Source organism: Brumimicrobium sp. (genome assembly GCA_023957385.1).
Lineage (GTDB): Bacteria > Bacteroidota > Bacteroidia > Flavobacteriales_D > Crocinitomicaceae > Brumimicrobium.
The window spans coordinates 86,646-105,963 of sequence record JAMLGZ010000002.1 but is presented as its reverse complement, the minus strand read 5'-3'; the positions used below and the strand labels follow the sequence as shown (position 1 = coordinate 105,963).

The 19,318-nt window shown below is 35.2% G+C and carries 19 protein-coding genes; 16 read left to right on the top strand and 3 right to left on the bottom strand.

Annotation, left to right across the window (positions count from 1 at the left end; translation table 11 throughout):
* Positions 1–25: 25 nt before the first annotated feature.
* Positions 26–250 carry a hypothetical protein gene (locus tag M9897_11825; GenBank protein MCO5269569.1) on the top strand — a complete coding sequence of 75 codons (225 nt, stop codon included), beginning with the start codon at positions 26–28 and terminating at the stop codon, positions 248–250.
* A 2-nt stretch (positions 251–252) separates the two neighbouring features.
* Here M9897_11825 and M9897_11820 read toward each other — a convergent pair whose 3' ends face one another.
* The 3 genes from M9897_11820 to M9897_11810 all read right to left on the bottom strand — a co-directional run bounded on the left by M9897_11820 (position 253) and on the right by M9897_11810 (position 2,999).
* Complete coding sequence (locus M9897_11820) at positions 253–1,044, bottom strand: class I SAM-dependent methyltransferase (GenBank protein ID MCO5269568.1); 792 nt, start codon at positions 1,042–1,044, stop codon at positions 253–255.
* Positions 1,045–1,110: 66 nt separating this feature from the next.
* The gene (locus M9897_11815) at positions 1,111–2,106 is read right to left on the bottom strand and encodes a S41 family peptidase (GenBank protein ID MCO5269567.1); all 996 of its coding nucleotides are present in this window, start codon (positions 2,104–2,106) and stop codon (positions 1,111–1,113) included.
* Between the two features lie 2 nt (positions 2,107–2,108).
* Positions 2,109–2,999: a hypothetical protein gene (locus tag M9897_11810; protein ID MCO5269566.1), complete on the bottom strand. Its 891-nt coding sequence runs from the start codon at positions 2,997–2,999 to the stop codon at positions 2,109–2,111.
* A gap of 119 nt (positions 3,000–3,118) precedes the next feature.
* On the opposite strand from M9897_11810, the gene M9897_11805 reads away from it, so the two are divergent.
* The 15 genes from M9897_11805 to M9897_11735 all read left to right on the top strand — a co-directional run bounded on the left by M9897_11805 (position 3,119) and on the right by M9897_11735 (position 19,314).
* The gene (locus M9897_11805) at positions 3,119–4,651 is read left to right on the top strand and encodes a hypothetical protein (protein MCO5269565.1); all 1,533 of its coding nucleotides are present in this window, start codon (positions 3,119–3,121) and stop codon (positions 4,649–4,651) included.
* Between the two features lie 51 nt (positions 4,652–4,702).
* Entirely contained in the window at positions 4,703–5,554 is an 852-nt protein-coding gene (locus M9897_11800) for a site-specific integrase (protein ID MCO5269564.1), read from the top strand.
* Entirely contained in the window at positions 5,551–6,711 is a 1,161-nt protein-coding gene (locus M9897_11795) for an IS91 family transposase (protein MCO5269563.1), read from the top strand. Before M9897_11800 ends, M9897_11795 begins: the two co-directional genes overlap by 4 nt.
* 117 nt (positions 6,712–6,828) lie before the next feature.
* Positions 6,829–7,068 (top strand): hypothetical protein, encoded by a 240-nt coding sequence (locus tag M9897_11790; GenBank protein ID MCO5269562.1) that lies wholly within the window; start codon positions 6,829–6,831, stop codon positions 7,066–7,068.
* A 52-nt stretch (positions 7,069–7,120) separates the two neighbouring features.
* Positions 7,121–7,360 carry a hypothetical protein gene (locus tag M9897_11785; protein MCO5269561.1) on the top strand — a complete coding sequence of 80 codons (240 nt, stop codon included), beginning with the start codon at positions 7,121–7,123 and terminating at the stop codon, positions 7,358–7,360.
* A gap of 105 nt (positions 7,361–7,465) precedes the next feature.
* A complete protein-coding gene (ric, locus tag M9897_11780) occupies positions 7,466–8,428 on the top strand; it encodes an iron-sulfur cluster repair di-iron protein (protein ID MCO5269560.1) in 963 nt (320 codons plus the stop codon).
* Positions 8,429–8,438: 10 nt separating this feature from the next.
* Positions 8,439–9,260: a DUF1858 domain-containing protein gene (locus M9897_11775; GenBank protein ID MCO5269559.1), complete on the top strand. Its 822-nt coding sequence runs from the start codon at positions 8,439–8,441 to the stop codon at positions 9,258–9,260.
* 1 nt (position 9,261) lies between these two features.
* On the top strand, positions 9,262–10,527 hold the full coding sequence (locus M9897_11770) for a hypothetical protein (GenBank protein ID MCO5269558.1): 1,266 nt from the start codon (positions 9,262–9,264) through the stop codon (positions 10,525–10,527).
* The gene (locus M9897_11765; protein MCO5269557.1) at positions 10,524–10,856 is read left to right on the top strand and encodes a metal-sulfur cluster assembly factor; all 333 of its coding nucleotides are present in this window, start codon (positions 10,524–10,526) and stop codon (positions 10,854–10,856) included. The genes M9897_11770 and M9897_11765 overlap by 4 nt, the downstream gene beginning before the upstream one ends.
* 176 nt (positions 10,857–11,032) lie before the next feature.
* Complete coding sequence (locus M9897_11760; GenBank protein ID MCO5269556.1) at positions 11,033–11,680, top strand: hypothetical protein; 648 nt, start codon at positions 11,033–11,035, stop codon at positions 11,678–11,680.
* Positions 11,659–12,225 carry a hypothetical protein gene (locus M9897_11755; GenBank protein MCO5269555.1) on the top strand — a complete coding sequence of 189 codons (567 nt, stop codon included), beginning with the start codon at positions 11,659–11,661 and terminating at the stop codon, positions 12,223–12,225. The genes M9897_11760 and M9897_11755 overlap by 22 nt, the downstream gene beginning before the upstream one ends.
* A gap of 386 nt (positions 12,226–12,611) precedes the next feature.
* Positions 12,612–13,907: a c-type cytochrome gene (locus M9897_11750; GenBank protein ID MCO5269554.1), complete on the top strand. Its 1,296-nt coding sequence runs from the start codon at positions 12,612–12,614 to the stop codon at positions 13,905–13,907.
* Between the two features lie 43 nt (positions 13,908–13,950).
* Positions 13,951–17,226: a TAT-variant-translocated molybdopterin oxidoreductase gene (locus M9897_11745; protein MCO5269553.1), complete on the top strand. Its 3,276-nt coding sequence runs from the start codon at positions 13,951–13,953 to the stop codon at positions 17,224–17,226.
* Between the two features lie 43 nt (positions 17,227–17,269).
* A complete protein-coding gene (nrfD, locus tag M9897_11740) occupies positions 17,270–18,754 on the top strand; it encodes a polysulfide reductase NrfD (protein ID MCO5269552.1) in 1,485 nt (494 codons plus the stop codon).
* 20 nt (positions 18,755–18,774) lie between these two features.
* The gene (locus tag M9897_11735; GenBank protein ID MCO5269551.1) at positions 18,775–19,314 is read left to right on the top strand and encodes a DUF3341 domain-containing protein; all 540 of its coding nucleotides are present in this window, start codon (positions 18,775–18,777) and stop codon (positions 19,312–19,314) included.
* Positions 19,315–19,318: the final 4 nt, after the last annotated feature.

Sequence of the window (19,318 nt, the reverse complement as noted above, 5' to 3'; positions counted from 1 at the left end):
AATATCATACTTTAATCATCTATATATGAAAAACATCTTATTATTTAGTATTGGACTTTTATCTCTAACCTTAATTTCCTGCAAAAAAGAATGGAATTGCACATGTACAGGTGATTTTGGAAAGAATACAGTAAAAATGTCTAAAGAATCACATACTAAGTCCGAAGCAAAACAAGCATGTGAGATGATTCAATATGATGTCGATCCTCAAAAAGGATATGTAAAGGGAGCTGATTGTAAATTAAAATAGTCTTATCTCTTTTTAGCAATAATCACTATGGCATTTAGGTGCTCATAATGTAACTTAAAAGTTTTTCTCATTTTAAGTACACGTTCACGTGATTTTGGCATTGTAAGAATGTTATAACCTATCTTTAATGTTTGAAAGAATCCTTCATCTGCCAAGATACGGAAAGGTTCTAATACTTTAAGCGGACGACGTTCAACAGACACTACCTCAAACCCTTCATCTTCTAACAATTTAGTCCATTCTTCGAAAGTAAGTGGACGTGCGTTTACATTGGAAACCATTGCTAAATCCCGTTGAATCTGCGCGTGTTTTTCGTCCTGACAATTTTCTTTTAAATTGAGTTCTAACTCATGGATGGCATAGAGTCCACCACTTTTTAGTACCCTTGCTGCTTCTTTGATAATTCTAGTCTTACGCTGGTCAGCATGCATACTTAACATAGCTTCTCCAAAGATTTTATCTTGTGATGCGTCAGGCAATTTAGTGTCTTCTGCGTCAGCTAGCATAATCTCCACATGTGTGCCGTTAGAGCGAAATCTTTTTTTCAAGTTTGCTACATGTTCTTCGTCTATATCAATTCCAATGTAAGATGCAGGGTGTTTATCCAATACCGATGTTGTAGTAAAACCTTGTCCAGGAGCAAATTCTACAATTTTGTCTCCTTCCGAAATGTGTAGGCTTGCAATTAATTCTTTGGTTAATCCTTTACCTCCGGGACGTAAAACTTTCTTTCCAATGCTTGCTAATAAATAATGACTAGCGGCATGATCAACATCTGGTAATTCTTTGGCCATGACTAAAAATTTTATCAAAGATACTATTTAGAATGTTTCTAAACAATACCGTAAAAAAGGTATTTCTTATTCTAGAATTTCTACCGCCTTATCGATTATTACATCTTTTGTCATATCCGTCCAATCAAAAGCCCATGGAACATCAGGCTGAACTCCAAATTCAGCTGAAGCATCCATATTTGGATATAAAAACTGAGAAATACTGAAACGGAAAGTCCAACCATTTGGAAGTTGTCCTCCATGTGGCAAGCCTGCACCACCTCCTGTTGGCACTCCAACTAATGTGATATTGTTAAAGGCTTTTGTAGCTGCTGCAAAGAAAGTAGAAGCACTATAAGATCCTCTATCGATTAATACAACAATTGGTTTTGTATATTTTATTCTTTCTGAAGGTTTAATGTTGAAAGGCTCTAAATCTCCAAAATCATCCACTTCCGGACCTATTTTAGTTTTCGAGTAGCCAATTAAAAGTTCTTGTTCCGTAAAGCGCGATAAAATACTTGGCACATTCAACAGCACTCCACCTCCATTCTCACGAATATCAAAAATCAATCCTTGAGAGCTCTTATACATGTCTAATACATAATCTAATTGCTCTTCGCTAAACATACTCATAAAACTACCATAACGTACATAAGCAATATTTTTTCCAGTAATCCAACTATGAGCGAAGGGACCAGTTCGGTGTATATTTGGAAATAACTGATAGATTAAATGATCGTTAAAATTTTTGGGATATTGCGCATATATATTATATACCGATACATCAAAAGCACTAACTAGGTTACTATGATCATCCTTTAATTCGAAGAGCATTTTCTTTAAAACTTCGAACAACTCACTTTCAGACATTCCTGGATGAATCTGATTTTGATACTGAGTATGTACCGCTTCCCAATTGATATTCTTAACTTGGAAATAACTGTATTTATCTTTGAGCTCTTGCCATAGATATTCAAAATTTTCTTGGGGATCAACGGATGCATTATTTTTCTTAAAGAATAATTTTTGACACCCAGTCAAACCAATAATTAAAGCAAAAATTATAATGATTCTTTTCATGGCTATTTCTTTTGATTAATCATCATAGTGTACTGAAGGAATGTTGCACCAAAATCAAGAGGACGATATCGTCCCGGTGTATGAATTACAGATGTTACAAGAGCAATTCGGTGGCCATTCCCAGTTGAGAACAAATGAAGAAATTCTAATTTAAAATCAAAACGCCAACTATTTAAAGTGAAATAATATTCTTTAAACATACTAGTTAATGTTTTCATTTCATCTCCATATTCTGACATATACACATTCGTAAATCCAGGTAAATATCCAAGATTTAATAACCCATAATCAACCTGTAGATTCAATTTACGCTGAACAGCTCCCTTAAATTTCTCTTTTCCTTTTTTGGTTGTTTTATACGAAGATGCTGTACGACTTAAGTCATAAGATATTTTGGTAGCTCCCATAATATTCATAAAATATTGGAAACTAACAGTATTATTAAATAAGGAGGGATTTATCTTCACATAAGGAGCGGTTTTAAAAGCACCTCCAGTTTCTATCACCCATTTCTCACTACGTAACCAAGGAGTCCTCCATAAATGTGTCGTCGATAATTGAAATCCCACAACATGAGTCATATCCTTATTGGTGGGCATAAAACTTTTGGGAAGTTTAGCTCTCAAAGCTCCATAATCTAAGCCTACAAAAACATCATGATACCATTTCGGTTTATACCATTCATATCCAACTCCAAAATTCAAATTTACACCATCATAAAAAAGAGGGGATAAATTCTCATCTCGTAAAGTCATACTGCCAATAGAGAACCTTGGGGCAAAATAATTACATTCAATAATTGCTGGGACTGTATCTTTAAAAGTGTGTCGCTGTGCAGTGCTATTAGTAAGAATTACTAAAAATAATGATAAAATAACTAAGCGATTCCGCATCAATATATGAATTAAAAGACGGGACTAATTTAAAGGTATTTTATTAAAGTTGGAACCGATTCCAATAATATTAGAGAAACTATTTATATATTCATCTCCTAAAATAGGACAATACATTAATGAAACAATACATTAACTCGAGAAACAGCACTTTATTAACAGCTTTAATCTTTATACTAATTTTTATAAATAGAGGAGTTGTAAATTATATTTCTTGGGACATTTTTGGTCAGTATTGCTATCTACCCTCTCTATTTATTGAGAAAACTTTCTATTTAAGCTATGAATATTTTGAACAGTTAAATCAAACTTATAATTTCTCATCAACATTATATCAGTTTAATCATGCCGGTGATTTTGTCTATTCCAAATACACAAGTGGTTTAGCCTTACTATTTATTCCTTTCTTTCTAATTGCTCATCTATTTGCTAACTTTTTAGGTTATCCTATGGATGGTTATTCGCTCCCTTATACCACTGCATTTTGGGTGGGCTGTTTGTTTTATACTGTTATAAGTCTCTTTGTTCTAAGAAAAGTGCTTCTTCTCTTTTTCGAAGATAAAATTGTAACATGGATTGTTCCTCTTGTTTTCTTTGGAACAAATCTTTATGCTCTATCAATCCTTCCTAGCACATTCACGCATAATTTATCTTTCCTATTTGTAGGGTTATTACTGCTAGCCACAAATAAATTTCATAAAAATCCGACAATTAGAAATGGGATTTATCTAGGAGTATCCCTTGGAATACTTGGATTAATTCGTATACCCGATTTATTGTTTGGATGTATACCCGTATTCTGGGGTATCAAGCAATATGGCTCTTTCTGGAATAAAATCAAATTCTTTCTTCAAAAGAAGGAAGTATTAGCCACAGTATTTATCAGTTTTCTATTAATTATTGGGATACAACTAATCTTCTGGTATAGTTTAACAGGACATTTCTTTGTGAATTCTTATGCGAATAATCCAGGAGAAGGTTTTGATTGGTTACAACCACATACTAAACAGTTTCTATTGAGTTTTAAAAGAGGTTGGCTACTATATACTCCTCTTAGTCTACTAGGTTTATTAGGATTTGTTCAATTATATCGGAAATATGAGAATGGCAAAATAATAAGTATCTCATTTGTGCTCTTTTTGTATGTTGTGAGTACATGGACGACTTGGTGGTATGCTGAAAGTTTCTCACAACGTGCAATGGTTGATAGCTATCCCATGTTTGCTATTGCTTTAGGAGCTCTTCTTTCTAATATCCGTTGGAAACGTCTATTTTTTGGTATATGTAGTTTATTCATATTCCTTAATATGTTCCAAACTTGGCAGATGACGAAAGGAATTTTATCAGACTCATCTATGACGAAACCTTACTATTTTTCCATCTTTGGTCAAACAACAAGTCCCACAGAGAAACAATTAGCTTTACTTGAAAAGTCTAGAATTGAATATGAAAGTATACCCTTTGAAAATCTGGAGTTAAAACAACTCTATGAATGGCACTCAGAAATTGAAGATGGTTATTTAGATAGTCTTCATCTATATTCTCCAGATTTCCATTTAGATCTCTCTGATTATTATTATCCCGATATCTTATACATAGTGAAAGCTCAATGGAGTTATGCTCCAGTTGAACTAAACCGACCAAGTCGGTAATTCCCAAAACATTCCATAACTTTTAGATTTCATTTTAAAAATCAAAAAGTTATGGAGAATAAATTTTCCCCAGCCATAGCGCTGTTAAAACGAGAAATGGAGATTCGCAATTACAGCGATTGCTCTGTGAGAAGCTACTGTGAGACTATGCAGGTCTTCGAGTCGTATGCAAACAAGACCTTGGATAAACTGACCAGCGAGGATTTGAAACAATACTTGCATCATTTAGTAAAGTCAAAAAAAGTTTCACCATCTTATATCAATCAAAAGATTAGTGCGTTTAAGATCTACACCGAAGATGTGTTAAAAAAAGAATGGGAACCCATTGCAATAAAACGTCCTAGATTGCCGCGAGAACTACCCGAAATTCTTTCCTTGGAAGAAATTAAATTGATGATTGAGCGTACTCAAAACATCAAACATCGGGTGATGATTATGACCATGTACACGGCAGGATTGCGCAAAATGGAATTATTGCAGTTAAAACCGAAGGACATTGACTCAGAAAACGGTTTTATTATCGTGCGTCAAGGTAAAGGAAAGAAAGACCGAAGAACGATTCTTTCAAAGCAAACCCTAGAGGAATTACGCTATTATTACAAGTGTTTTAGACCAAAAGTTTACTTGTTTGAACCAAATGGGCATCCAGGGAAGAAGATGAGTGTCCGAACTTTTGATAAAGTAATTCATGATGCTGCACAAAGAGCGGGCATCAAAAGAAGAGTAACCCCTCATTTGCTACGACATAGTTTTGCTACCCATCTCTTGGACAAAGGAATTAACCTAAAGATTATTCAATCTTTTATGGGGCATAGTTCTATCCGAACTACTTCGATTTACCTGCATCTTTCAAATGCTAGCTTAAAAAACATTGTCTCACCTTTTGATGATCTTCGCTTATGAAAACAAAGCAAAATAAACGACAAAAAGTAGAGTTGTCCGATATTTTTAGTGAAGTACTCAACAAAGGACTGAATCTGAATGACTTGCATCCTTTTCAAGAAAAAGCATTTCAGGCTATTTTAGCTTGTCGAACAGTAAAACTAGGAGGACATGTTGCAGAGTGCAATCACTGTCATCATTACAGAAACGCCTACAACTCATGTAGAGACAGACATTGCCCGAAGTGTCAAATGACACGAAAAATACAGTGGGTGGATAAACTGAAAAGCAATTTACCAGAAGTGAAGCATTTTCATTTGGTTTTTACCATTCCAGAATCACTCAACAAGTTGTTTTACATCAATCAGCGCATTGCTTATGATAGTTTGTTTAAGGCTGCCAGTCAAGCACTTATGCAATGCGGAGAAAACAACGAGTATCTTGGTGCTAAAATGGGAGGCGTAGCAGTGCTACACACCTGGGGACAAACTATGTCCTACCACCCACACATTCACATGATTGTTCCCTCGGGAGGTTTAACAGAAGACGGCTTTGAATGGGTGCCATCCCATAAAAAGTTCTTTCTGCCAGTGAAAGTTTTAAGTGCTATTTTTCGAGGACTATTGATGAAAACGTTAGAAAAAGAGTATGCTATCGGCAAATTAAAGCTGCCGGATGATATTCAAAATTTTAAGCAAATTAAAGATACTTGTTATCAGAAAAAGTGGGTTGTTTACAGTGAAAAACCTTTTACTACTCCTGATAACATCATCAAATATCTTGGCAATTACACACATCGAGTTGCGATTTCCAATCAACGAATTATCAGTCATAAAAATGGGAAAGTCACTTTTTATTACAAAAACTACAAGAAAGCAGGACTTAAAAGTGTAATGACATTGGATGAATCAGAATTTGTCCGACGATTTTTACAGCACATTCTGCCTTCAGGTCTTTGCAAGGTAAGGTACATTGGTTTTTTAGCTTTGCGACATCTAAAAGAAAACGTAGAGTTATGTGCCACCATAAACAAAAGTGAACGTTTCTTTCCGAAGTATGAAGGCTTAAATGCCTATGAGGTATATCGAGAAATCAAACAGCAAGATCCTTTGCTATGCCCGAAGTGTAAGAAGGGGCACATGGTCATTCGAAAGCCGATAGAAAGGGCGCCTTCGTGACAGTATATTTAGTGAAACGCTCTTTGACTCAAGATAGTTTTTTTTTTAAAACGGGACAAAACCGTAACGGGATAGGTATGTCTTATCGGTAACATATTGTAAAAATAAACGATATGAATGAATGGGGTTTATTCTTTTCAGAGCCCAAAAAAGCAATTAAAAACGCTTTTTCATCATCGAAATATTATTCGAGAGAATACCATGCCCATAGCTCCTAAAACCATCTCAAGCTCAATTATTACTCAGGCTTCGTTCAACTTCATTGTATCATCAATTTTCTTTATTTTAGCTTTATTGGCTTCATTTTCAAAAAAATGGGGATGGGTATTTTTTGTTCCTGATTTTATGTATATTTGAAAGAAAAATAACGATACAATCGTATAGAGATAGCTATACCCACTTACAAGGTGTGATTCCAAATTTCATCGCAGAGTATAAAGGAAAAGGATACAATTGGAGAGGCATGGAAGAGGGACACTTCAACTTTCAAAATGATACTATAAATCACCAAATCAATGCCACCTTTTTAGTTCCCTACCTAAGAACAAAACATGATCAAATCCGTGTTCAAATATGGAATAAGGATGGTGTTGAAATTCAAATTACAGCATTAGATGCCAAACTTTACGAGATTTTAGGAAAAAAATAACTTGTCAACTTCCATACTTATGTGACATTCTCGCAGAAAAAGATTCAAAACTCTTTTATTTAAAAATAATCTTATGTAGATTTGTTCTAAATAAAAATAAATCACATGGAAACTCAAGATGTTTTACTAGATGCAACAGCCATACAACCACATGCTCTCAAACATGAAATTATTTTTTCTCGCTTTGATAGCTTAAAAGATGGAGAATATTTCATTTTGCATAATGACCACGATCCTATTCCATTATATCACCATTTTAAAGCTATCCATGGTGAAACTTTTGACTGGGAATATCTAGAAAAGGGTCCTCTCATTTGGGAAGTTCAAATTACACGTCACTTACCTGCTCAAACCGAACCAACTGTTGGAGATATGGTTGCGGATGACTACAGAAGGGCTGAAGTATTTCGTAAATACGGTATTGATTTTTGCTGTAACGGAAATGTTAGTTTACAAGCCGTTTGTGATAAACAAAACCTAAATTATGAAACTGTAAAACAGGATTTAGATGCATTAGATTCAAATTCTGATCAAAGACAAAATACTTTCAATAACTGGGAATTAGATTTCTTATCTGATTATATTATTCATAATCACCACACGTATGTAAGAAATTCTATACCTATGTTGAATGAATTTACACAAAAAGTAGCTAACGTTCACGGGGCACATCATCCAGAAGTAGTTGAAATAGCAGAGCATTGGGCAAAATTGGCACAAGAATTAACCGATCACATGGCAGCTGAAGAGAAATATTTATTTCCTTATGTGAAAAAACTAGTTCATGCTCGTAACAATAATGAAAAGTTACCAGTTCCTGGATTTGGTTCTATCGATAAACCAATTCAACATCACTTGGAAGAACACGATAGTGCCGGTCAACACATGAAAAGAATCAATGAATTAAGTAATGGCTTTAAAATACCAGAAGATGCTTGCAATACGTATAGCACTATGTATAAAAAGCTAGATGAATTTGAAAAAGATTTATTCCAACATATTCACTTAGAAAATAACATCTTATTCCACAAGGCAATTGAGATGGAAAAACAGGTGGTAGAAGGATAAAACAAAAGATATGAAGATAGACGGGAATACGAAGATTTCAAAAATAATTAAAGAAAATAGTGAGGCAATTGAAGTAATTGCCTCACTAAATCATCATTTTACTAAATTAAGAAATCCCATATTAAGAAGAGTGCTTGCTCCTCGTGTTAATGTGCGTGAGGCTGCTAAAATTGGCAAAGTTACTCCTGAATTGATGTTGGAAAAATTAGCCGAAATCGGATTTGAGGTTGATTATGCCGCTAACAATACAGTCGAAACTACCATAGATACTTCTGCAGAACAGGCTGTATTTATTGGAAAGATGGAAGTTGTTGCCATCGATGTTCGTCCCTACCTAGATCGCAACGAAGATCCTCTACTTCTACTTCAAAATGAATTGAAAAAACTATCTGATAATCAATTGTTGGAAGTAATTATCAATTTTGAACCCATTCCTTTAATCCATTTGCAAGAAAAGAAAGGGTATAAAACGCTTACTATCATTGATGACGAAGGCGTTTATCATACTTATTTCAAAGCAGGTGAGAAAGTTGAAGCAAGTTCGAATGCCAATCCAGAGGAACTCTACCAAAAAGTGAGTACCGAAGAGTACGAAAAATTACTGGCAGATTTCCCCGGTGAAATTATAACTCTTGACGTGCGCATGCTAGAAATGCCTGGTCCCATGATTGCCGTATTGGAAGCGGTAGAGAATCTGCAAGACAACCAAGCAATTAAAGTGTTTCATAAAAAGATTCCGCAACACCTACTACCTGAACTACAACCTAAAAAACTGAAGGTATATATTGATTATATCGAAGAAGGGAATGTGATGATTTTTATAAAAAAATAAGATGTACCAAGGAACTAGAAACGCTCCCTCCACAAAAGTAGTTGTACCTTTCTTTATACTCTCTGCTAGTAGCTGGGTGGCTGCATTACTATTTCTCCTTTTTCATGCAAGTTCTATACTACACAAACCTTTCTTTAATCCAGATATGTTGGTAGTAACACACTTGCTTGTACTTGGCTTTATGACTTCTGTAATAATCGGCGCCTTATTTCAATTATTACCTGTAATCTTCCTGCAATCGCTATATTCAGAGAAAATTGGGAAAGCAGTATTCTATTTTTTACTAGCAGGAGTACTTGGTTTATCAGCTTCTTTTTATTTTGGCATTGATGGCGGGGGTCTAACTCTTTTTGGTACACTCGTTAATATTGCAGTCATCCTTTTTGTGATTAATATTTGGGGAACCATTGGAAAATCTACGGAAAACCCTGTGGCTAAACTCTTTGTTAGAACCAGTGCTGTGTGGTTACTCATCACCACTCTAATAGGTTTATTACTGGCTATCAACTTCCTCCACCCTTATCTTCGTTTTAATCACTTAGAGTTACTTAAAGTGCATGCACATATCGGAATATTTGGTTGGTTTATTTTCCTAATTATTGGAGTTTCAAGCGTTTTAATCCCAATGTTCTTACTCGTGCACAAGGAAAGTAAAAAGCCTTTATACATTGCCTATTATTTATTGGTATTTGGGATTTTATTAGGAATTACAGGAAAAATCTGGAGCACTTTCTATCTTTTAGAAATAGGGTATGGCTTTGTGGCAGGTGGACTATTATCGTATGCTTATTTTATCTATAATGTATATAAACAGCGTATGCGAAAGAATCTTGCTTATGATTTGAAAAAATCCATGGCTTCCTATATACCTTTATTACTTGCTATTCCGGTAGCAATTCTCTTCTTAGTTGAATTCAATAGTAAATTCAATCTTTCTGTGTTCTACATCGTGATTCTTTTGATTGGGTTTATCAGCACATTAATTTTAGGAATGTTTTATAAGACATTACCTTTTATTATTTGGTTAAAAGTCTATAAAGCATACGTAGGAAAAGTAAAAACCTTACTTCCAAAAGATTTGTATGATCCCAAAATTTTAAAGGCACATTTTTATTTTCATATTATAGGATTTCTTATCTTAGCTATCAGTTTGGTAACGATGGAAACCCTCATTTTTTATATCGGAGTGGCTTCTCTACTCATCGGAGCTGTTCTATTTTTTATTAACGTGTTGGAAGTAGCCACACACAAAAGAAAAGAGTTATGACACAGGAAGAAATAGACAAATTAAATGACATGGCTATTTACGAAGAATTAAGAGCCGTTATCGACCCTGAATTATTTGTAAACATCGTGGATCTTGGATTAATTTATGGATTAGAGTTAACCAAAGAACCTTTCCCTAAAGTACATATCGATTTAACACTAACTTCTCGCGGTTGTCCAATGGGTGATACAATCATGCAAGATATTCGTGAAACATGTGGACGTTGTTTCCCTGGGATGGAAGTAGATATTGAATTAGTCTGGGAACCCGCTTGGTGCATGGATTTTGTGACCGAACAAGGAAAATTAGAATTAAGTGGTGGGTATTAAGCTACCGACTTTATTAAATGAGTAACTAAGAAATTCTTAGTTAAAATTTTATTTAAGAATTCTAAAATATACATTTACGCCCTCTTTGGAGGGCATTTTTATTTCTATGAATTCAAAGCATAACAATAAACGAATTTTTAAACCGTTAAAATTTGTGAAATTTAAAATCTAAACTGATGAAAACGCTGGTAACAACTATTATTGTTCTCTCCTCGTTTTTAGTCTTCTCGCAAGAAGCTACAACCGAAAATTCAGGATTAAAACTGAAGGGAGAAAGAGGGGGATTATTCTCCGTGGGAGTACGGTCAACCTTGAGTTCCTTTAATGGAGCTTCAGAAAAACCTGCTATTGGAGCAGGAGGTCAATTCAGATTGCAGTTTGCCAATCGCTTAAACTCTGAATGGTTTATGGATTATTTGCCTGCAACGAATGAATACACAAGACGTAACGATTTACACATTGGATGGAGTATCATGTTCTATGTTTTAAAGAATCCTGCGCCTTTGGTTCAACCCTATATCATTGCAGGTCACTGTTTTGACATGACAGATCACTATGAGATTGCCAACAGAGATAATGGCGTGAAACGCTGGAGTAGTGCTGTGCAAGCTGGATTGGGAGTGCATTTTAATCTAACTCCACGTTTGGATATTTCCCTATCCAGTCAATACATGATACATCTTGGAACTGATGTTCATTCACACATTGAAGATGGAGAGGTTCATTTTGAGACACACAAAGGTGGTTCCCTTGAAGGGCATTTACTAACTACCTTATCGTTTAACTATAAAATCGTTGACCTATGGAACTCCAAAAGAAAATAACAATGGTTGTAATCACGGTGCTGATTTCAACTATGGTCTCAGCTCAAATTTTAGCTGATGGACAACGAAAAGGATTAATTCAGGCAACAGCCACTATCTATCCTTCACAGCAGTTAAATACAAAAGGCTTGAACATTTATTTAGGAGGTTATGCCAACTATTATTTCCATGATAAATACAGTTTTCGCGGAGATTGTTATCAATACATCAACTCGCAAACAAAGCCTTCGTATGTGAAAAATGAAACGCGCATTACATGGGGATTTATGCGTTATTTTCCTGTAAAAAGATTTGATCCTTATGTAGGCGTACAAATAGGAATTTCCCTATTGAATACACATGAACGTCCAACTGAAATGGTAGTTAATTCAACTTTTAGTGTTAAAGCGGGTTTGAATTTTCATGTGTACAAGTTTTTTTACTTCTTCTTAGAAATGGATTATACACATCAACCAGACCCGTGGCATGCTCGCCCATTTGACCAATTCATGGGTTCAGGAGGTCTCGGTTTTCAAATTCCTATCAAAAACATACGACAGGAGTAAGATTAATAATTACACCTATTAATTAGATTGTCAGCCCTCGATACGTTGTCAGACCGAGTGTTTTTTTGAAGAAAAAATGCATGTCCTGAGCATGCCGAAGGGTATCGAGGGTTGACAACTTATCGAGGTCTGACATTGCAATCTATATTCTATTCTCGATGCACTTCGAATTAAAATCACTAATTTTATTATTTAGGATAAAATACTCCTTTAATAAAGGCTTTCAATGCTTTATATTTAGAATGATTCTAAATTAAACAAGAGGGTCTCATATTTGTCATAAAACTGTCAGAAGATATCGATATTCTTTTAATTTTGCTTCCAAATTATTGTGAATTAACACTCTAAAAAACTTGAAATTATAAATTATAATATCTAAGAATCAGATGTTTAACAAGGTAAATAAAGTAATAATTGCGTTATTTGGGATGCTGTTTTTTGTAGCATCTTATTCTGTTAGAGCGCAAGACAGCGGACAAGAAATTTTTGATGCAAAATGTGCTACTTGTCACACTCCTCATAAAGATATGACTGGACCGAAACTATTTAACGTTCGTCAGAAATGGGAAGCAGGAGGGGCAAAAGCAGGGTCTTTACACACTTGGGTAAGAAACTGGCAAGAAGCTGTTGCAACCGATCCTTATGCGAAATCAGTAGCAGATTGGTCTCCATCTACCATGAATAAATTCCCGGAATTAACCGATGAAGATATTGATGCTATCTTTGATTATGTAGATGCACAACCTGTACCTGGTGCTGGTGGGCCTGCGGCTGGTGGAGAAGGTGCCGGAGAAGTAGTTGTTACTAGAAGCACAAACTGGGTATGGTATATCTTAGCTGGTGTGTTTTTAATCATTATTTTCTCCGCTGGAGCGCTAAGAAGAGATTTGGAAGAAACAGACGGTGAAGAAAAAATTACTTTTGGTTCAAAAGCATGGGTTTTCAAAAATCGTAAAGGACTTTTATTGGGTGGTGCAGTTGTGACACTTGCTCTAATCACATGGGGATTCCTAGGTTTATATGGAATTGGAGTTTACGAGGCATACCAACCGACTCAACCAATTGCATTTCCACACGATATTCATGCGGGATTAGATAAAATTGATTGTAAATACTGTCATAATTCAGCAGACAAGTCAAGAACTGCAGGAATTCCAACAACCAACGTGTGTATGAACTGTCACAAACAAATTACAGGAACAGACGCACAGGTGGCTAAAATTCAGAAAATTTATGAATCAGCTGGATTTAACCCAGAAGGTGGAGGCACTTATAGCGGAGAAACTAAAAACATTGTTTGGAATAAGGTACACGTTCTTCCAGACCACGTATTCTTTAGTCACCAACAACACGTAACAGTAGGTGGTATAGACTGTAAGCAATGTCATGGTGATATGACTAAGCAAAATGAAACAGCGCGTATCGTTCCTGTAGAAGAATTAAATAAAATTGAAGGAAACGTACAATTAACAAAACCAACCTTAACTATGGGATGGTGTATTGAATGTCACGATAAAAAAGAAATCTCTCAAGGTCCTCTTGAAGGAAAGGGTGGATATTATGATGAAATTCATAAGCGTTTACTTGAAAATGATCCAAAATTATATGAGGATTACTTAAAAGATGATAAAGTGACTGTAAGAGAATTAGGTGGTTGGGAGTGTTCTAAATGCCACTATTAATAAATAAGATTAAGTTTTTGATCGCTAAATAATATATAAAGCAATGGGCAAAAAATATTGGAAAGGTCTTGAAGAACTAAATGAAACATCAGAGTTCTTAAGAACAAAAGAAGATGAGTTTGGTCAAGATGTAGTTTCTGTTGAAGAGTTTTTAGGAGATGAGGAAGTAGCAGAATCTTCTACATCTAGAAGAAACTTCTTAAAATTCTTAGGTTTTAGTGTCGCAGCAGCAACTGTCGCAGCTTGTGAGACTCCGGTAACTAAAGTTGTACCTTATGTAAATAAACCTGTAAATGTTACACCAGGTGTTGCTACTTGGTATGCTTCTACCTATTATGATGGAACAAGCTATGCAAACATTTTAGTAAAGACAAGAGAAGGGCGCCCTATCTTTATTAAAGGGAATAAAGATGCTGGATTTAACTTTGGAGGAGCTTCTCCAGTTGTTTTAGCTTCTGTTCTCTCATTATATAATGAATCAAGACTTCAATTTGCATTTAAAGGTGGATTAGGAATCGCAACTGCAGATGCAGATAAAGAAATTACTACTGAATTAGCTAAAATTAAAAATAAGAAAGGAAAAGTTGTTTTAGTATCTAATACTATTGCATCTCCATCTACATATAAAGCAATCCAAGAATTTGGAAACTTTATCACAGGTGGTGAAGCAACTGCAACTGAAGATGGATCTGACGTATCTACACCTTCAAACGGAGCAACATTTGAACATATTCAATATGATGCCATTTCCTACTCAGGAATCAGAAAAGCAAACGAATTATCATTTGGACAAGCTGTAATCCCTGATTATGATTTCTCAAAAGCTAAAACAATTGTAAGTTTTGGCGCTGATTTCTTAAGTACATGGTTATTATCTTCACAATATGCAGGACAATATGCAATGAGACGTAATCCTGATGGAGATTGGATGAGCAAGCATTATCAATTAGAGTCAAATATGTCTATTACTGGTTCTAATGCAGATGTACGTGCAATGATTAAACCTTCAGACGAGGCTGGAATTTTAGCCACTATCATCCAAAGATTAGGTGGAAATGCAAACGGTATCTCTGCAAATATTGCTGATACTGTAGATAATGCTATTATTGAAGAAATTATTAACAGATTAAAAGACGGAGGTGGTTTAGTTGTATCTGGTTCTAATAATGCTGGAATTCAAGTTTTAGTAAATAAAATTAATCACATCATAGGAGCATATAACTCAATTATCAACCTAAACAATCCTATATTGTTGTTTGCTTCAGAGGACGAAAAGATAATAAAATTAGCAGGAGAAGTAGTTGCAGGAAAAGGTCCTGATGCTATTTTCTTCTATGGTACCAATCCTGCATATTCACTTCCTAATGGAGCAGCATTTGCAGAAGCATTGGCTAATACAACCTTAACTGTTTCGTTATCTGGATATATGGATGAAACAGCAATGCGTTGTCAATATATCATGCCTGATAGCCATGCATTGGAATCTTGGAATGATTATGCACCAAAAGCAAATGAATTAGCAATAGCTCAACCAACTATTCGTCCATTATACGATACAATTGGAGCACAAGAATCTTTTTTGGTATGGGCTAATAAAGCTAGCAGAGCTGGAAAAGACAGTACTGTATTCCATGACTATATAAAAGAAAATTGGAAAGAGATGGGGTTAAATGGAGAAGAAAATTTTGATATTTTCTGGAATAAATCTGTACATAATTCCATTTATACAAAAGAAATTACAGCTGCTAGCAATCCAGAATTTAATGATGACGCTATAAGTTCATCTAATCTTCCAAAAGCTGGAGATTTAGAAGTAGTATTCTACCAAAAAGCTGCAATAAGAGATGGTTCTCAAGCAGCAAACCCTTGGTTACAAGAAATGCCAGACCCAATTACAAAAGTAACTTGGGATAACTATATTACCATGAACCCAACAGAAATGGAAAAAGCAGGATATGCTATTAACATTGATCAGGAACATGGAGCTAGTTTGGCTAAAATTACAGTAGGTGATGTATCTTATGATTTACCCGTATTCCCTTCACCAGGACAAGCGCCAAACACTGTTGGTGTTGCCCTAGGTTATGGACGTGGTGAAGGAGGTGCTAAAATCGGAAAGGCTGCCTTCCAAACAAAAGAATATGGAGGTCACGCTACCGATAAAAATGGTAACCCAATTCCTGTTGGTAAAAATGCATTTAAATGGGTTTCTACTGAAGGAAATAATTTTGAGTATACTGCTACAGGTACAGTAGTAAACGCAAATGCTTCATACGCAATTGCAACTACTCAGATTTCAAGAACCGTTATGGGAAGAAATTCTGTAATCAGAGAAACAACTTTAGATATTTATAGTTCACACTCAAGAGATGCATACAATCCAGAGTGGACTATGGTTAAATTGGACAAAAATGCTAATCACGTAACTGCTCCTATTGAGGAGTTCGATTTATGGGATGCGCATCCAATTGAAAATGTTGGTCACCGTTGGGGAATGACAATTGACCTAAACAACTGTTTCGGATGTAGTGCATGTCTAATTGCTTGTCAGGCTGAAAACAACATTCCAGTTGTTGGAAAAGATGAAGTGAGAAGAGGACGTGAAATGCACTGGTTGAGAATTGACCGCTATTATGCTTCTGAAGAAGAGGCTGCTATAGGTCAAAGAATAAATGAAGCTGACTTTGGATATAAGAAAGCTGAGAAACCAGCAGAAAATCCAATGGTTATTCACCAACCTATGATGTGTCAGCATTGTAATCATGCACCATGTGAAACAGTATGTCCAGTTTCTGCAACCACTCACTCTGATGAAGGCTTAAACCAAATGACATATAACCGTTGTATTGGTACACGTTATTGTGCGAACAACTGTCCTTATAAAGTAAGAAGATTTAACTGGTTCAATTATCCTTCTTATAAGAAATTTAACGAAGTTAACCCTGCTCAAGATGAAATGGGAAGATTAGTGCTTAACCCAGATGTAACTATCAGAACAAGAGGTGTCATGGAAAAATGTTCATTCTGTGTTCAAAGAGTACAAGAAGGTAAGTTAGAAGCTAAGAAGGCTGGAAGACCAGTAAAAGATGGAGATGTAACTACAGCTTGTCAAGATGCTTGTCCTACAAATGCAATCATAGTAGGAGACTGGAATGATCCAAACTCTGCAGTTAGAAAAATTTCAGATCATAAACGTTCATATCAAGCATTAGCTGAAATAGGAACCAAACCAAATGTATGGTATCAAACAAAAGTACGTAATAACGAGAATGATGTATTAGCTGGAATACAAGCAAAAAAAGATCATCAAGATCATTAAAGATAAAGGTTAAAAAGAATAGAAACAATAAAAAATTATTGTAATGCATAAAGAAGCGGCAATTAGAGAACCCCTCATTTTAGGTCACAAATCCTACAAAGATATTTCGGATGACATTTGTGGACCAATAGAAGGAAAAGCACCTAAGACATGGTATGTTTTATTTACCATTGCGTCTATTATAGCACTATACGGAATAGGAGCTATTTTGTATCTGCTTGGAACAGGTATTGGTACTTGGGGATTAAATAAAACTATTAACTGGGCTTGGGATATTACCAACTTCGTATGGTGGGTCGGAATTGGACACGCTGGTACATTAATTTCAGCCGTATTGTTATTATTCCGTCAAAAATGGAGAATGGCGATTAATAGATCTGCAGAGGCAATGACAATTTTTGCTGTATTTATGGCAGCTTTATTCCCATTAATTCACATGGGTCGTCTATGGGTAGGATATTGGGTTGTTCCACTTCCAAATCATTTTGGTTCATTGTGGCCTAACTTTAACTCTGCACTACTTTGGGACGTATTTGCAATCTCAACATATCTTTCTGTATCATTAGTGTTCTGGTACATTGGATTAATTCCTGACTTTGCTACTATCCGAGATAGAGCAAAGAAACCAGTTGCAAAGAAAATGTATTCAATACTATCTTTTGGATGGTCTGGGAAAGCAAAACACTGGCAAAGATTTGAAACTGTATCATTAGTTCTTGCAGGTTTAGCAACACCACTTGTATTCTCAGTTCACTCAATTGTATCAATGGACTTTGCTACATCAATTGTTCCAGGTTGGCACTCAACTATTTACCCGCCTTACTTCGTTGCAGGTGCGGTATTCTCAGGATTTGCAATGGTAACCACATTGATGTTAATTGTACGTAAGGCTTTCCATTTAGAGGCATATATCACTAAAAAACATATGGATTACATCGGTATCGTAATGGTAGTAACAGGTGGTATCGTAGCTGTTGCTTATGCTACTGAATTTTTCGTAGGATGGTACACAGGTGTAGAATATGAAGCTTATACATATATGTCATATGGAGCTGCAACTGGAAAATACTGGTGGGCATTCTGGTTATTAATTTTATGTAACGTAATGATACCAGGTTTAAATTGGTTTAGAAAAGTAAGAACCAATTTCGTAGCTGCTTGGATTATCTCAATTTTTGTAAATATAGGTATGTGGTTTGAACGTTTTGATATCATTGTAATTTGTTTACATCAAGACTTCCTACCATCTAGCTGGAGAATGTTCTATCCTTCTCACATAGATATTGCTATTTATGTTGGAACATTAGGAATTTTCTCTGTATTCTACCTTTTATTTGCTCGTTACTTCCCAGTTTTACCAATAGCAGAAGTAAAAACTATATTGAAATCTTCTGGAGAATCATTTAAAGATGGAAAGGCTACTTCAGGTGCATATTCATTGGAAGAACAACATTTAGCAAAAGCAGTTAGTCACGATAGTCATTCTCATAATGACCAATCAGAACAAACAAACGAAGAACATAATTAAAAAACGATAATAAAGAAGACATGAAATCAAACGTAGTATTTTACGGGATGTATAATGATGATGATGTCCTAAAAGATGGAGCTAAGAAATTAGTTTCTAAGGGTGTTAAAGTGGCTGAAGTATTTTCACCATTTCCTATCCATGGAATAGATCCAATCATTGGATTAAAAGAAACAAGATTAGGAATTATGTCTTTCCTATATGGATTAACAGGTTTATCATTAGCAATATTAGGAATGTGGTATTTCATGATTTATGATTGGCCATTAAATATCGGTGGTAAACCAAGCTTTACACTTTTGGGTAATTTATTAGCATTTATTCCAATCTCTTTTGAAATGACTGTATTATTTGCAGCACATGCTATGGCAATTACTTATTTATTAGTGAATAAAACAATACCGGGAATGCCAGCTGACAATCCAGACCCTCGAACAACTAGTGATAGATTCGTAATAGAGTTAAGATTAGACCAGAACCAACAATTTTCTGCTGAAGAGTTAGAAAAAATGTTAATGGAAACTGGAGTTATAGAATTCGATCAAAAATTTATTAAATAAATAC

Coding starts and splice junctions, on each gene's coding strand:
- M9897_11745 (MCO5269553.1), top strand. CDS start 13,951: ATGGGCAAAAAATATTGGAAAGGTCTTGAAGAACTAAATGAAACATCA.
- M9897_11750 (MCO5269554.1), top strand. CDS start 12,612: ATGTTTAACAAGGTAAATAAAGTAATAATTGCGTTATTTGGGATGCTG.
- M9897_11810 (MCO5269566.1), bottom strand. CDS start 2,999: ATGCGGAATCGCTTAGTTATTTTATCATTATTTTTAGTAATTCTTACT.
- M9897_11765 (MCO5269557.1), top strand. CDS start 10,524: ATGACACAGGAAGAAATAGACAAATTAAATGACATGGCTATTTACGAA.
- M9897_11815 (MCO5269567.1), bottom strand. CDS start 2,106: ATGAAAAGAATCATTATAATTTTTGCTTTAATTATTGGTTTGACTGGG.
- M9897_11755 (MCO5269555.1), top strand. CDS start 11,659: ATGGAACTCCAAAAGAAAATAACAATGGTTGTAATCACGGTGCTGATT.
- M9897_11775 (MCO5269559.1), top strand. CDS start 8,439: ATGAAGATAGACGGGAATACGAAGATTTCAAAAATAATTAAAGAAAAT.
- M9897_11795 (MCO5269563.1), top strand. CDS start 5,551: ATGAAAACAAAGCAAAATAAACGACAAAAAGTAGAGTTGTCCGATATT.
- M9897_11760 (MCO5269556.1), top strand. CDS start 11,033: ATGAAAACGCTGGTAACAACTATTATTGTTCTCTCCTCGTTTTTAGTC.
- M9897_11800 (MCO5269564.1), top strand. CDS start 4,703: ATGGAGAATAAATTTTCCCCAGCCATAGCGCTGTTAAAACGAGAAATG.
- M9897_11820 (MCO5269568.1), bottom strand. CDS start 1,044: ATGGCCAAAGAATTACCAGATGTTGATCATGCCGCTAGTCATTATTTA.
- M9897_11825 (MCO5269569.1), top strand. CDS start 26: ATGAAAAACATCTTATTATTTAGTATTGGACTTTTATCTCTAACCTTA.
- M9897_11735 (MCO5269551.1), top strand. CDS start 18,775: ATGAAATCAAACGTAGTATTTTACGGGATGTATAATGATGATGATGTC.
- M9897_11790 (MCO5269562.1), top strand. CDS start 6,829: ATGAATGGGGTTTATTCTTTTCAGAGCCCAAAAAAGCAATTAAAAACG.
- ric (MCO5269560.1), top strand. CDS start 7,466: ATGGAAACTCAAGATGTTTTACTAGATGCAACAGCCATACAACCACAT.
- M9897_11770 (MCO5269558.1), top strand. CDS start 9,262: ATGTACCAAGGAACTAGAAACGCTCCCTCCACAAAAGTAGTTGTACCT.
- M9897_11805 (MCO5269565.1), top strand. CDS start 3,119: ATGAAACAATACATTAACTCGAGAAACAGCACTTTATTAACAGCTTTA.
- nrfD (MCO5269552.1), top strand. CDS start 17,270: ATGCATAAAGAAGCGGCAATTAGAGAACCCCTCATTTTAGGTCACAAA.